This is a genomic window from Puia sp., from assembly GCF_036500295.1.
Taxonomy (GTDB): Bacteria; Bacteroidota; Bacteroidia; order Chitinophagales; family Chitinophagaceae; genus Puia.
In genome coordinates this window covers 1-15,224 of the sequence record NZ_DASYCH010000067.1, presented here as the reverse complement: position 1 = coordinate 15,224, position 15,224 = coordinate 1, and the positions used below count along the sequence as shown (strand labels likewise).

The 15,224-nt window shown below is 53.2% G+C and carries 7 protein-coding genes and 1 tRNA gene; 5 read left to right on the top strand and 3 right to left on the bottom strand.

Annotated features, from left to right (window positions below):
• Positions 1–7: 7 nt before the first annotated feature.
• Complete coding sequence (locus VGM48_RS13775; protein ID WP_331580023.1) at positions 8–6,124, top strand: DUF6443 domain-containing protein; 6,117 nt, start codon at positions 8–10, stop codon at positions 6,122–6,124.
• A complete protein-coding gene (locus tag VGM48_RS13770) occupies positions 6,121–6,558 on the top strand; it encodes a hypothetical protein (protein ID WP_331580021.1) in 438 nt (145 codons plus the stop codon). Before VGM48_RS13775 ends, VGM48_RS13770 begins: the two co-directional genes overlap by 4 nt.
• A gap of 17 nt (positions 6,559–6,575) precedes the next feature.
• Here VGM48_RS13770 and VGM48_RS13765 read toward each other — a convergent pair whose 3' ends face one another.
• A complete protein-coding gene (locus tag VGM48_RS13765) occupies positions 6,576–9,020 on the bottom strand; it encodes an ABC transporter permease (RefSeq protein ID WP_331580019.1) in 2,445 nt (814 codons plus the stop codon).
• A gap of 537 nt (positions 9,021–9,557) precedes the next feature.
• On the opposite strand from VGM48_RS13765, the gene VGM48_RS13760 reads away from it, so the two are divergent.
• Positions 9,558–10,874, top strand: a complete 1,317-nt coding sequence (locus VGM48_RS13760; protein WP_331580017.1) for an ATP-binding protein — start codon at positions 9,558–9,560, stop codon at positions 10,872–10,874.
• Positions 10,875–11,076: 202 nt separating this feature from the next.
• Here VGM48_RS13760 and VGM48_RS13755 read toward each other — a convergent pair.
• Positions 11,077–11,150: transfer RNA gene (locus tag VGM48_RS13755), tRNA-Arg, on the bottom strand.
• Between the two features lie 151 nt (positions 11,151–11,301).
• Here VGM48_RS13755 and ung point away from each other — a divergent pair.
• Both ung and VGM48_RS13745 read left to right on the top strand, forming a co-directional pair.
• On the top strand, positions 11,302–11,973 hold the full coding sequence (ung, locus tag VGM48_RS13750; RefSeq protein WP_331580015.1) for a uracil-DNA glycosylase: 672 nt from the start codon (positions 11,302–11,304) through the stop codon (positions 11,971–11,973).
• Between the two features lie 50 nt (positions 11,974–12,023).
• On the top strand, positions 12,024–12,878 hold the full coding sequence (locus VGM48_RS13745) for a lysophospholipid acyltransferase family protein (protein WP_331580013.1): 855 nt from the start codon (positions 12,024–12,026) through the stop codon (positions 12,876–12,878).
• A gap of 18 nt (positions 12,879–12,896) precedes the next feature.
• On the opposite strand, the gene VGM48_RS13740 is transcribed toward VGM48_RS13745, so the two are convergent.
• A partial coding sequence (locus VGM48_RS13740) for a putative LPS assembly protein LptD (RefSeq protein WP_331580011.1) occupies positions 12,897–15,224 on the bottom strand: 2,328 nt, incomplete at its 5' end.

Below are 15,224 nucleotides of genomic sequence, written 5' to 3'. Positions count from 1 at the left end.
ATCTGTCGTGAAAAAGCTCATCCTCCTCTTCCTGACAACCGTCTCGTTCTCGGTCATGTATGGCCAAAAGGTACATCCCCTCATCGCCTGTCCGATCGAGGGCCCCACCACGGTCAACCCAGGTGACGTATGGAACTATACGCTCTCGGATCCTTGCAGCGCCACCAGTTGGACCTGTACTTGCGGAACCGTGCTGAACTCTACGTCCGGCTCGACAGATATCCAATTCAATGGTTCGGGCTGCACGACTGCGATCATTCGTGCCGTCGGTTCATCCGCCTTTTTAAGCGTAACGATCAATCCGGCGCTTAATGGCGGTACGATCAGTAATCCAACACAAACGATCAATTACAATACCACGCCCTCCCAGATCAATGCATCGGCGGCCAGCGGTGCAGGCGGATCCTATACCTATAATTGGTGGTATTCCACCGATGGCACCACCTTCCTTACCGTGTCCGGCGCGACTGGACAAAACTATCAACCCGGCGCCCTCACCACCACCACGTATTTTAAGCGAGGATCCCTTTCCGGAACCGCATTTGCCTATACATCCAATACGGCGGTCATAACCGTCCTGCCGCAGGTTGTTGCCGGCAGCATCACACCTTCCACTCAAACGATCAATTACAATACCAGCCCTTCCGCGCTGAGCGTCTCCGGCACGTCAGGTGGCAACGGGACCTATAGCTACCAATGGCAGAGTTCGCCAAATAGTTCATTCGGCAGTCCGACCAATGTGGGGACGAATTCGAGCTCTTACTCTCCGTCCGCCCTGACCGCCACAACCTGGTACCGGGTGGGAGTCAGCAGTAATGGGTCGGCTGTGGTGTACTCTTCGCCGATAGTAGTCAACGTTTATCCGCAATTGCAGCCCGGCAGCATCAGCCCTTCCAGCCAGACCATCAACTACAAGACGGCGCCTTCGATGATGACGGGTTCGGGTGTTTCGGGTGGCAACAGCAGCTACAGCTATCAATGGTATTCAAATGCCAGCGGCAGCTACCAGCCCATCAGCGGGGCCACAAGCACCGGCTACACGCCGGGTAATCTTACGTCCACGACCAGCTACGAATTGCAGGTGACCAGTAACGGCGTGAATGCCACTACGCCGGCGGTTACCGTGACGGTGTATCCGCAGCTGGTGAGTGGTACGATCAGCCCTTCCGGCCAGACGATCAATTACAATACTGCTGCGGCAACTTTTACCGTTTCGGGCACATCAGGCGGCAATGGCAGCTATAGTTATGTCTGGTACACTTCGCCGACCAGCGGTGGCACGTATACGCAGGTGGGAACAGGCTCCAGCTATGCACCGGGCGTCAGGACTACCACGGCCTGGTACGAGGTGGTGACTACGAGTAACGGAGTAAACGTAACATCGGCCCCGGTGGAATTGACGGTGAATCCGCAGGTTTTCCCGGGCACCATTACGCCTTCTTCGCTGGTCATCGCCTCAGGCACGAGTCCGGGAACCCTTACGGCAACGCCGGCATCCGGCGGAGCCTGTGGAAGTTTTGCCTATCAGTGGCAAAGCTCGCCGGACAACAGCACCTGGACCTCGATCAGCGGAGCCACCGGCCTGACCTATACTCCGGGAACCCTCAGCTCGCTCACTTACTACCGGGTACGCGTAATCTGCGGTACCGATACAGAATATACGACCATCGCGGTGATCAGTGCAGGCACGGTCAGCACCGATCTTAACTACATCCGGACAAGAGACCTGACCAGGCCTGGGGTAACGGACACGGTCACCTCCGATGGTCTCAGCAGCCCCTATGATGTGGCTCAGCGGACGCAGTATTATGACGGCCTGGGCAGACCGGTCCAAACAGTGGCCATGCAACAGACTCCCGCTCAAAACGATCTGGTAGCGCCCCAGGACTACGATCCCTTTGGACGGGAATCCATCAAATATCTGCCTTATGCCGCAACCACAAGCGACGGTAAGTTCAAGTCTGCGGCCCTGACCGACCAGGCCAGCTTCAATTCGGCGCAATTTCCCGACGAACAGTATTATTACGGCCAGACGGTCTATGAACCATCCGCATTGAACCGGCCCTTGCAAAACCAGCCGGCGGGTCTCAGCTGGACGGGTAGTCAGAGAGGCAGCACCGTGCAATACCTGGTAAATACGACCAGCGACAGCGTGCAGCTATGGAGTATCGGGTCGGCGCAGTTAAGCTTGCCGGTCGACAACGGCGCTTATCCGGCCGGGCAATTGTTCAAGACGGTCAAGGTCGACGAGAACGGGAACCAGACCGTCTCCTACAAAGATAAATGGGGTAAGCCCATTCTGGCAAAAACACAGGCCGTTCCTTCACCTTCCACCGGACATAGTGGATGGCTATGTACTTATTATATCTACGATCCCTTGCAGCACCTGCGGATGATCCTGCAGCCGAAGGCAGTCGCGCTTATCAACGGCAGCTGGTCGGTCTCTCAAAGCACCGCGAATGCCCTCAGTTTCCGCTATGAATACGATGGCAGGAAAAGAGTGATCCTGAAACAGGCGCCCGGCGCCGGGAAGGTGGTGATGGTCTACGATGCGCGTAACCGGCTTGTGCTGGAACAGGATTCGTCCATGCGCAGTGCACAGAAATGGTTGTTTATAAAATATGACGTCGAAAACAGGGCCGATTCGACCGGATTTATAACCGATGCATCCAACTACGATCATCCGGCCTATCATGACACCCTGGCTTATTACAGTACCAGCTATCCGGTGGTCGCCGCCTACACCAATGAACTGCTTACCCGGAATTTCTATGACGACTACAGCTGGGTGAGCGCCACCAGTGCTCCGGTATCGGCCACGATGGCTACCAACCACACCGGCAACTCGGCCTATTTTATTACGAGTTACAATTCTTCGCCGGCTTACGCTGTGGCCAACGCGCCATTTATGACCACGAGAGGAATGGTAACCGGCACGATGAAAAAGGTGATCGGCACCGCCAGTCAGTATTTGTATTCCTCGAATTTTTATGATGACCGGGGAAGGGTTATACAGACTCAGAGTGTGAACTATACGGGGGCCATCGATACGATCACCCTGCAGTACAGTTTTACGGGCGCGGTGTTGCGGACCCTGGTCAACCATCGAAAGAGCGGGAATACCGTCCAAAATCATACGGTGCTGACGAAAATGGATTACGATCACCGCATGCGGTTGAGGCATATATGGAAAAACATCGACGGTGCTGCTGGCGACCAGTTGATCGATAGCCTGCAGTATAACGAATTCGGGCAATTGCGGGCCAAATATCTCGGCAACAATGTCGACAGCCTGATCTATGAGTACAATATCCGCGGCTGGCTGACGGCGATCAATAAGAAATACGTTTCGGGCAACACCAATCAATTCTTTGGACTGGAGCTGGGCTATGATAAAACGTCTTCCGCGGCGGCCGGCAATACCTATACCACCCCGGAATTCAATGGCACCATCGAGGGAACGGTCTGGAAGACCGCGGGCAGCGGGATCAACCGCAAATATGATTACACCTATGACAATGCGGGCCGGCTGACTTCCGCGGCGTTCCTGCAAAATACGGCCTCAACTTCCTGGGACAACTCGCAGGTGGACTTCAGCGTGGGAAATCTGAGCTATGACCCCAACGGGAATATGCTGACCCTGGAGCAAAAAGGCTTCCTCGTAGGCGGGTCGCAGTTCATAGACCAACTGAAATATACGTATCAGTCGAATAGCAACCAGCTCAGCCAGGTGTATGATACGGCCAATAACCCCACCAGCCTGCTCGGCGATTTCCACTGGTCGGGAACGAAACAGTCATCGGACTATAGTTATGACGGTAACGGGAACCTGGTACAGGACAACAACCGGGCTATCGACGCCGTCAACTACAATTATCTCAACCTTGCGCAGACGGTGCACATGAATGGCAAGGGGAATATTACCTATACCTACGATGCCCTGGGCACAAGGCTGGCAAAGGTGGTCTCCGATAGCCTGGCGCGTCATTCTACGACCCTGCTCTATATCGCCGGATTTGTCTATCAGCAGACGGATACCATCACCAATCTGGGTGGGGGGACAGATACTCTTCAGTTTGTCGCGCATGAGGAGGGCAGGGTGCGGTGGGCCTTTCATAAGTATACGACGGGAACGACAGCCTATAAGTTCGAATATGACTTTTTCGAGAGAGATCATTTGGGCAATACCCGGATGGTGCTGACCCAGCAAAGAGACACGACCAACTACCTGGCCAGCATGGAAGGCGCATTCCGAAATACAGAATCACAACTTTTCGCCAATATCCCTTCCACGAGCTATGCCTGGTCAACCGTGCCCGGCTATTCGGGCATTCCTTCCGGCACCCGGCTGGCGATCACCAATCCGAACGATAGCGTGTCGAAGGTAAACTATACGGGGACAGGTGGACAGAAGACCGGTCCTTCTCTTCTGCTCAAGGTAATGAGCGGGGATACGATAAACATGGCAGTCCAGGCCTATTATAGTTCCAATACCGCCACTACCACCAATAATTCGTTTACGGATGTGCTCAACTCTCTGGCCGCCGGCCTCATGAGCACCGCGACGGGCCAGACCGAAGGATCGCTCTCCGGCTTCACTTCGTCGACGGGGCCTGTATATGGAGGACTGATGAGTTTCCTGACCAACAATCAGCCGGCGCCTCCGTCCGGCTATCCCAAGGCCTATCTGAACTGGATATTCCTCGATGACCAGTTCAATTATGTCAGCGGGTCCAGTGGGGCCGTGGCGGTTGCCAGCAGCACTTATCCTGCGGGCCAGTTGAACACCGTCGCCCCGGGATCGCCCTTGAACATTTCGAAGAATGGATACCTCTATGTCTGGGTGAGCAATGAAACCCAGGGTTGGGATGTCTTCTTCGACAACCTTTCGGCTCAGCACAAACAGGGGCCCGTCCTGGAAGAAAACCACTATTATCCGTTTGGGCTCTCGCAGGCGGGCATCAGCGACAAGGCGATAAAGACGCAGTATGCGGAGAACAAGTACCGTTATGACGGCGGATCCGAACTGCAAAGTAAAGAATTCAGCGACGGCTCGGGTCTCGAGTTGTATGAGGCGACCTTTCGAAGCTATGATCCGCAGTTAGGAAGATTCTTCCAGCTAGATCCGATGGCGGATGTATACCACACCGTGAGCCCTTATGCATTTGCTATGGACAACCCGGTGTCGGGCAGCGATCCCACGGGGGCGGCGCCCATTCCGGATCCCGGCGCCGGTAGCGGGATAGGGCAATTGAACGATATTCTTAATGCCTTTGCCAGCGGAGATGATTCCTACTTCCTCTTCGGCGGCTGGGAAGGGGGTGGTGGAGGTGATGGCGGAGGCGGCGGCGGGGCCGGCGGCCCGGGTGGAGCATGGGGGCCTGTATCGTTTGGACCGGGCGCCACCACACTGACCACTATTTTTTCTGCGGAAGAACCCGGATTTGCGGGAAGCCCGGTGGCGGCTTATATCGCCCTGATGGGAGTCCTCGGTCAACCCCCTTCAACAACGGACACCTATCTGGTATCCCTGATCTTCCAACAAACCTGGGGCAATGAGGTGACCAATGTCAACGCCACTCTTGTCCCGGATGGGATGATGGTAAGTGGGATCGAGGCCATCAATGGAAAGGCCCTTTCCGACTATCATATAACGAATAGTGAGATACAGGCCGATATCGATGAGGCCATGACCAGCGGGCGGGAAGGTGAGGAGGGCAAAGAGGGTGAACATGAAAATCCCTGGGAACTGGCCAACAAGGTTTGGGAGGTGACGGCGTTCTCCACTGAAACGACCCTTGAAGGAATAAATGGAGCCCAAAAACTGGCAAAAGTTCTATCAGGGAGTAACATGGAAGCGATATCTTTGGAGAGCAGGACTTTAACGGCCAGCATGGGGGTTCTCAGCATCGGGTTGAATGTGGCCAAGGGGCTATCGAACGAAGATGGATGGCACGCTTCCAACACTGCCGATATCGGGATCAATGTGGTAGAGATCGGATTGGGCCTGTTTGAAGCTACGAGCCCGATCGGCTGGATCTTCGGAGCAGGAATGTTTGTCGGTAACATGATAAGTGAACATTACACCGGCAAGTCGATAACAGAAAATCTCTTTGATAAATGAATATTCTTCGGACGATGTACGAGTTTGTATTTTATTTCATCTACAGGCGACAGTTAGTCGAAAGCAAGGGAAAAATTGGTCCCGCCAAACACGTTGCGTTTGTATTGCTGCTCCTGGCCATGTTTTTACAGATCGCGTTCGTCTATGCGCTGGCAAGGTTCTGTTTATACAACGGCTTCAAGATCGATATAGCTTTTGATTTCGGCCGAACCTATTCGCTGGGCAAGACGGCAGGCGCTATCGCGCTTGCGGCGCCTTTTTGGTATTTTATGAACAAACATTTTACAAACGACCGGATCCAGGAGATTACAGATCACTATAATCAGCGGTACAGTTATTTCTATACGTTCCTGAATTTCCTAAAATTCTTTGCGGCGTACCTGGTACCGTTATTGATCTCGATCTTTCTGGTGCAGCATTCGATAGTGGAGTAGTAGGAAAAATTCGCCGATCATTCGCTGCGCAGGGACTTCACGGGATTGGCAAGGGCGGCGCGTATTGTCTGGAAGCTCACGGTGACCAGCGCGATCAGGATGGCGGCGGCCGCCGCCGCGGCAAAGATCCACCAACTGATACCGGTCCTATACGCAAAACTCCGTAGCCACTGGTTCATGGCCCACCACGCGACGGGAAAGGCGATAAGAGAAGCGATCGCCACCAGCCGAAGAAAATCGCGGCTTAGCAGGGCCACGATACTGCCGACATTTGCTCCCAGCACCTTGCGGACGCCGATCTCTTTCATCCGTTGCTCCGCGGCATAGGTAACCAGCCCGAACAACCCCAGGCAGGCGATAAGGATGGCAAAGACGGCAAAGGTGACAAAGAGCCTGCCCGTCTGCGCGTCGCTCCTGTAAATGTTGTTGAAGTCGTTGTCCAGGAAGGTATAGCTGAAAGGTGCCCCGTTCGCGATGCGTCGCCAGCCGGCCTCCACCTCCTGTACCAGCGAAGGGATGTCACCGCCCTTAAAGCGGATGGACAGGCTGCCGCGGTTGTCGGCGAGGTTCATGATCATGGGCTGTACTTTTTCATGCATCGAGGTGAAGTTGAAATCCTTTACGACACCGATGACATGGTACTCATTGAGCTTATAGGCGCCGGTGGAGTCCTGTGCGCCAGGGTTGTAAAGTTTTTGGTTGAGCGGGTCTTTAAAGCCCAGCATCTGTGCCGCCGCTTCATTCAGGATGATGCCCATCGAGTCCGTTCGGTATTTGGCGGGGGTAAAATTCCTGCCCGTGACGATGTGCATGCCAAGTGTGGAGATATAGTGTTCATCGACAAACAAATTGGTCAGGAGCACCATATTCCTGGCGGCCATGTTCCGTTCGCGGTACCATGCATTCTGACTGTAGTTGCCGGGATTGGTGGGGAGATTGTTAGTGAGAGTTGCATCGACCACGCCGCTCAGCTTTAGCAGGTCCTGACGGAACGGCCTTACAGCGTCGCCGGCCGCATAGGCATTTTGTACGACCAGCACCTGGTCACGGTTAAAGCCGACATCCCGGTTGCGGATGTAGCTAAGCTGGCGATAGATGACAATTGTCCCGATGATCAGGGCGATGGAGATAAAGAACTGGAAGACGACCAGGCTGCTGCGCAGCCAGCTACTCTTGAAACCGGCGGCGACAGAGCCCTTGAGGACCCGGATCGGCTGGAAGGATGAAAGATAGAACGCGGGATAGCTGCCGGCGAGGAAACCCACCGTCAGGACCAGCCCCACGATCATCGGCAGGATGCGCCAGGAAAAGAGCATCTCCGCATCCAGTTGTTTGCCCGAGAGTTGGTTGAACACGGGCAGGAGGGAAAAGGCGATACCCATCGCGAGCACCAGCGAGGCAAAGCTGAGCAGCACCGACTCCGTAAGGAACTGGAAAATGAGATCTCCCCTCGTGGAGCCGGCCACCTTGCGGATGCCTACTTCTTTTGCGCGATTGGCGGAACGGGCCGTGCTGAGGTTCATAAAATTCACACAGGCAATCGCCAGGATCAGGATAGCGATGAATGAAAAGACATACACATAAACGATATTGCCGTTAGGTTCGAATTCCGCCACTTTGTTGGAATGGAGATGGATATCCTTTAGCGGCATCAGGTCGTACCGGATATGCGCTCCCTGCCGCTCCATGTCCTGCATGGATTGGTGCAGCTCGGTCTGCATCGCTTTGCCGATATAGGTGTTGACCGTGACATTCACGCGGCTTTGGAGGAAGTTCCTGCTGTAGCCCGGCCTGGCAAGGACATAGCTGATACAGTTCTGGCCGAGCCAGGTATCGCCAATGCCGGCTTCGCGCATCGGCCGGATAAGGCTGAAATGGAAATGCGACTGGCGGGGCATATCCTGGTAGACGCCGGTGATCTTGCAGATGGCGTGGTTTTCCAGTTCCAGGGTCTTGCCGACCACGTTACCCGGGGCATTGGATCCATCGAAATATTTTCTGGCTGTACTCTCGTCGATGACCAGTGAGTTGGGTTCATTCAGCGCCGTATTGGGATCGCCGGCGAGCATCCGGACGGTGAAGACCTTGAAAAAGGTGGAATCGGCGAAGACGTAATGGTGTTCCTGGATATAATTGTTGCCCTTTTTAACCATGACATCCCCGGCGTAGCTGAGCCGGACAAATTGTTCGAACTGCGGATAATCATGGATCAGGACGGGGGCCAGGGGTTTTGGCCCGTCTGCCCCCAGGTATGCCGTATTGTTGTAAAATATGTCCGCGTCAAGGCGATAGATGCGATCCGCGTTGACATTGTAGCGGTCATAGCCCAGTTCGTCAGTGACATACAGGACAATCAGGAGACATACAGCAAGTCCGGACGACAGCCCGATGATGTTGATGGCGGTAAAGCCCTTGCTTTTCCTGAGGCTGCGGAGGGCAATCTTGAAATAGTTGCGGAGCATGAGGCGGGCGATTTTTGTGACGAGTAAGTTGACCAGAACATTAGATGATCCCAAAAGAGCGCCGGATTTATAAAGTCTTGAAGACTACCCATCTGTAGAGGCTTGCGAGAGATCATGATGTCCGGTTTCGATACAGTACTCGTGCATGAACGAACAATCGGGGGATTATCTCCGCTATCGCGTCCCACGGCATTTTCATTTGTCCGCTTAGGCGAACCAATTCGCCACGCTTCCAAATAAAAATGCCGACCAGACTATCGCCTGGTCGGGATTTGTGACCCGGATTGGATTGCCGATGACCTTGACTATCCATTATTTATGAATTTGTCGATCATTTTGTCGATCTGTGATTAAGTGGCCGCAGGATTGCCATATCTGTCAACTTTCTATCTATTTTTTGTCACCTTTTTGTATCATTTTTGCAACATTTTATAAGCTGATTTCACCCTATTTATAGGGTGAAAATCATTACCTTTACAAAGTTATGTGCCAATTATGTGATTTTTTACACATAATCTGGACATAAACTGTGATAAAATGGAGATAAAAAGAACCATATTAAAGAAATTAACTGCCTGGAAGCAGGCTCCGGACCGCAAACCTCTCATATTGCAGGGCGCCAGACAAGTGGGCAAGACATGGCTCTTGACGCATTTTGGTGCCTCGGAGTTTGATAGTGTAGCCTATTTTAACTTCGAAGAGCAGCCGGACCTGAAGCAGTTTTTTGAAAACACAAAAGATGTCGCGCGAATTGTACAAAACCTATCTCTTGTACAAGGACGACCCATACTACCGCAAAAAACACTTATTATATTCGATGAAATTCAGGAATGCAATGATGCGTTTAATACATTAAAATACTTCTGCGAAAATGCTCCGGAATATGCAGTAGCCAGTGCTGGATCTTTACTCGGAGTTGCTATGTCCCGCGGAAATTCGTTTCCGGTGGGAAAAGTGGATTTTCTGCATTTAAATCCGGTCTGTTTTTCGGAGTTCTTATCCGCTACAGACGAAAAATTATTTGATTATTTGGAAAGCATTGATCGAATTGAACCGCTGCCGGATATTTTCTTTCATCAATTGGTTGAAAAATTGAAAATGTACTTCATCTGCGGTGGAATGCCTGAGGCTGTGGTTGCTCTATTAGAAAAGCAGGATATGGAAAAAACACAGCAGGTGCTTCAAAATATAGTCAATGCTTATGCCCTTGATTTTTCAAAGCATGCTGAGAATAAAGAAATTCCCAAACTTAACTACCTGTGGTCTTCTATTCCTTCCCAACTGGCCAGGGACAATAAAAAGTTTCTGTATCAAGCGATAAAGCAGGGAGCTCGCTCCCGTGAATATGAAGATGCCCTACTCTGGCTTTCACACGCAGGTCTTGTGCACCGTCTTTATCGTATCTCTAAACCAGGTCTACCGCTCTCCGCTTATGACGACCTATCCGCGTTTAAACTTTATCTTATTGATGTGGGGTTGCTGCGTAGGCTTTCATTTTTGAATCCTATTGCGATAAGAGAAGGAAACCGGCTATTTATGGAGTTTAAGGGTGCCTTGAGCGAAAACTTTATACTACAACATCTAATTGCCAACTTTGAAGGCACTCCTCGGTATTGGACTTCAGGCGGTCAGGCAGAGGTAGACTTTTTGATTCAAGTGAAGAACGACATTATTCCTATAGAAGTAAAATCAGATGAAAACATAAGAAGTAAGAGCCTTGCCGTTTATAATGAGCTATATCAGCCACCTGTTAGAATTAGGTATTCATTAAGAAATTTGAAGAAGGATGATGGATTACTCAATATTCCGCTATTCATGGTTGATTATACTGAGAAATTGCTTCAATTTTCATGAATTTTAAAGGCGGTTGACATCCCGCCCAAATAACTTTAGAAAACTGTCCAGGTTATAAGGGGTCGATACACCCCTTTGAAGGCCTTACCCAAAGCCTCTCATCCCGCTATCGCGGGATGAGACTATTTCATTTGTCCGCTTTGGAGAGCGAGCTCTCCTCGCTACCAAATAAAATAGCCCCGCACTATCGTGCGAGGCTTCGTGACCCGGGCGGGATTCAAACCCACGACCGCCTGCTTAGAAGGCAGGAGCTCTATTCAGCTGAGCTACCGGGTCGAATCGGCCGGCAAAAATAAAAAAAATCCCCGTCTAAGCCAAACCCTTTTGCATCAATGGCTTTAAACCAATTTCCCTACCTTCGGCCCGAACGGCAAAATGCCGTTCCCGGGCGAAAGCGCCCAGACATTAAAACCATTTACCCTCCTCTATGGACGTAAAGATCGACGAAAGCTGGAAAGCGGTACTCAAGGCCGAATTCACCAAACCTTATTTTCTGCAGATCGTCAACCATCTCAAGACGGAACGCGTCGCCGGCAAGACCATCTATCCCCCGGGCGGCCTCATCTTCAACGCGTTCAACACCACCCCTTTCGACAACGTGAAGATCGTCCTCCTCGGGCAGGATCCCTACCACGGCCCTGGCCAGGCCCATGGCCTCAGCTTTTCCGTTCAAAAACCCGTCCCCCCACCACCCTCGCTCGTCAACATCTTTAAAGAACTGCATAACGACATCGGCATGTCCATTCCCAAGCACGGAGATCTCACCCATTGGGCCGAGCAGGGGGTGCTGCTGCTCAACGCCTCCCTCACCGTCCGCGCCAACGAACCCATGAGCCACGCCAAGATCGGCTGGGCCGAATTCACCGACGCCGTTATTTCCAAGGTCTCGGCGCAAAAAGAACACACCGTCTTCCTCCTCTGGGGCAAATTCGCGCAAGAAAAACAAGCCCTCGTCGACGAAACAAAACACCTGGTGCTGAAGGCCGCCCATCCCTCGCCATTCTCGGCCGACAAAGGCTTCTTCGGCTGCAAGCACTTCTCGAAGGCCAACGCCTGGCTCGGGGGCAACGGCATCGACCCTATCGACTGGATGCTGTAGTGGGGCGCCATCCGGGAATTCTCATACACAACTATCCCCTAAATTGCAGCATGAACCGCAGACAGCTTTCACCCGATCCGCCATCCGCCGCCGGGACGTCCGCCACCGGTGACCTTCCCAATCCAGGCAATCCCGGCGCCGCCGGCAGCGGCGGCAGTGGCGGCGGCTTCTGGGCGATATTTGCGCCTATTTGGGCCATCTGGGTCATTCTTTTGTTCGTCGTCACCATGCTCATCCTCTTTCCTTTCTTCCTCGCCTTCAGCTACTTCCGCCGCGATCCGCAGAAGACGACGGCCTTCGCGAGCATGGCCCGCATCTGGATGGGCGTCTTCCTCCCCCTCGCGGGCACCCCGCTCACCGTCCGCGGCAGGGAAAAATTCGCTCCCGGCCAGACCTATATCGTGCTCTGCAATCATAACGCCCTCCTCGACGTCCCCATCTCCTACCCCGGCATCCCCGGCGGCAACAAAACCATCGCCAAGATCGAAATGGCCAGGATCCCCCTCTTCGGCATGATCTACCGCACCGGCTCCGTTCTTGTCGATCGCCGCGACGAAGCCTCCCGCCGCGAATCCTTTGTCAAAATGAAAGAAGCCCTCGACATCGGGCTTCATATGTGCATCTATCCCGAAGGCACCCGCAACAAGACCGGCGACCCGCTCAAATCCTTCCACGACGGCGCCTTCCGCCTCGCCCTCAACACCGGCAAACCCATCCTCCCCGCCGTCATCTTTAACACCCGCAAGGTCATGCCGGCCGGCAAGACCCTCTACTACCGGCCCAGCAGGCTCTATATGCACTTTCTCGACCCTATTACCCCACAGGCGGATGACACGGTCGAAACGCTAAAACAACGCATCTATAAACTCATGTGGGATCGCTACGCCGCCGGGCCGCGGGGTTAACGTGGCCCGCCCGCGCGCTTACTGATCATAGAAATACTTCGTCCGGTTGATCCGGAGATCCTGGAGGATCCCCGCTTTCGGGTTGATCGTAATATTGAAGTAATGGCTATAGCCCACCGGCGTCACATTGATCGACATCTGCCAGCAGTGCAGGTCGCGGGAGATATTCATCGTCAGCGACTGCAGCTTCGTATACCGCAGGTCATAATATCCGTTTAGGCCGATCTTCCATTTGTCCGTCAGGTTGAAATCACCGCTCCAGTTCAGACTCGAGGTAATCGTTGTCGCAAACCCGCTATAGTCCGGCTTCTCCGCATTCGTAAAATTGAAGGCGAGGGACAGGTTCAGCGACCAGGGGATATTGAAATCGGCATACTGCGCCGAGTTGTTGCGCATATAGGTGAGCTGCGCCTGCTGCTCTTCCATCGTCATCGGCATCTGGTTCTGGTCGATCAGCGCCTGCTTCTGCTGTTCTAACTTGGAATCCTTCGGCTTGCTCTTGAAACTGGTCGAGATCGCCACGTTACCCGAAGTGATCCGGCCAAGCGAGAATTTTTTGGCGTCCCAGGCATACTTGTTCCGGTCGAAACCCATGGTATCGGTCTGATATGGGTCCAGCGTCGCCCCGCCCGTGATGTTGATGCTGTTGAAAAGCGTACTCCGGAAGTAAAAGCTGATCGGTGACAGTTTGAACGAATCCGCCAGATAGTTATAGCTTCCGTTGAAGCCAAAGCCGTCGATGATCGTCACCTTCTTCGAGCCGGAACTACTCGTATCCGATTTATTCCGCAGCTTGATCTCGATATGGTTGTCCAACCCAAAACTGATCCCGCCAAATCGCCCTTCCCCGAAGGCCCCATACGTGCTCCCATCAAAATACGACACCCGTTGTTGATGCGTCAGCTTTGGCGCCCCCGCTGTCGTATCGTAGGGCGTCGTCAGGTTATAATAATATGGCGCCGAGAAATCCGGCTTATAGCTGATGCTCAGCGTCGGCCGGATCACGTGACGGATCCCCATCAGTTTGCTGTTGCGCCCAAACCCCTGGAAGGTACCGAAGATGGCCGTGGCCAGGCTCAGGCTAAAGGACATATCGTTCGCATAGAAAAGGCCCTTCTGCACGCCGACGGTGTCCACCTTGTTGGACACGGGATCATACTTCCGGAACAGCTTCCGCGAATACAGGCGGTTCTGGAGGCTGACGCCCGGCGACACCTGGAGCGGCCCCTTCAGCGGCAGCGCCAGGCTGATGGGGATACTGTTCTGCGCGCCCCACTGGAAGGTATCGGTGATGCGTTTCAGACTGAACAGCGAATCATAGAAACTGGCCCCGCCCGCGATGTTGCTGGTAAGCCCTATCCCAAACTTCTCATACCATTTCGGTGTCCCCACAAAGGTGCTCTTCTGCAGGGGATAGATGGTTGGAGCGGTAAAGGCGATATTGGGCATGCTCACGTTCACGATCCTCGTCGCATTGTTCTGGTTGTGTGTACCGCTGACCGTCAGGTTGTACTTGCCGTCCCAGGTCTTCGAATAGGTGATCGATGAGCTCAACTGGTTGGCATAGTTTGCCGTCGGATTGTTCAGCAGGTACTGGTTGTATTTGGTCGAAGCCACATTGACGTTGGCGCTGAAATTGGTCCCGGGCCGCGCCTTCTGGTCCATCTGGTGACTCCAGCTGAAGTTAAAGGTCTTGGAGGTGGTAAAGGCATCCTTTCCCGCATCCGAGAGCAGCTTGGTATTCTGCAGCGCGAAATTCATCGTCCCGCTGTAGCGATACCGCACCCTGTATTCCGGGGTGATATATAAGTTCCACCCTCCGTAGGAATATAGGTTGGTTCGGAATATGGCATCGAAATTATCATTAAAGACCTTGTAATACCCCAATCCTTCCAGGCCCAGACCGGCCTGATCATTGGCCGCAAACTGCGGCGGCAGCAGACCCGAATGCCGCCCGGTCGAGAGCGGGAAGAAGCCAAAGGGAATATAGATGGGTAAAGGCACTCCCTCGAATTCAGGATGGATGGGACCGGTAATGGCAAATTTCTTGTTGACGATCTTCATCTTGTTCGTGCGGAACGCAAAATGCGGGGTATCGAGATCGCAGGTCGTGAAAACCCCTTTGTAGCCAAAATACTCCTCGGGGGTTATCTTCTTCATCTTGCTGGCATGCACGAACATGTCCCCCGAATTGGTGATCGTATTCTGCGTAATGCCTTTCTGCGATTTTATGTTGTAGACGATCGAGTCGGCGTGCATGATATTATCCGTCTGCGTCATCTTGGGCTGCCCGATCAGGTTGCCCGCCGAATCCACCCCGCCGGGACGGGCCACGACCACATTCCG

What these genes read in the sequence shown, in the direction of transcription:
- VGM48_RS13770 (WP_331580021.1), top strand. Translation starts at nt 6,121, where the DNA reads ATGAATATTCTTCGGACGATGTACGAGTTTGTATTTTATTTCATCTAC.
- VGM48_RS13765 (WP_331580019.1), bottom strand. Translation starts at nt 9,020, where the DNA reads ATGCTCCGCAACTATTTCAAGATTGCCCTCCGCAGCCTCAGGAAAAGC.
- VGM48_RS13760 (WP_331580017.1), top strand. Translation starts at nt 9,558, where the DNA reads ATGGAGATAAAAAGAACCATATTAAAGAAATTAACTGCCTGGAAGCAG.
- ung (WP_331580015.1), top strand. Translation starts at nt 11,302, where the DNA reads ATGGACGTAAAGATCGACGAAAGCTGGAAAGCGGTACTCAAGGCCGAA.
- VGM48_RS13745 (WP_331580013.1), top strand. Translation starts at nt 12,024, where the DNA reads ATGAACCGCAGACAGCTTTCACCCGATCCGCCATCCGCCGCCGGGACG.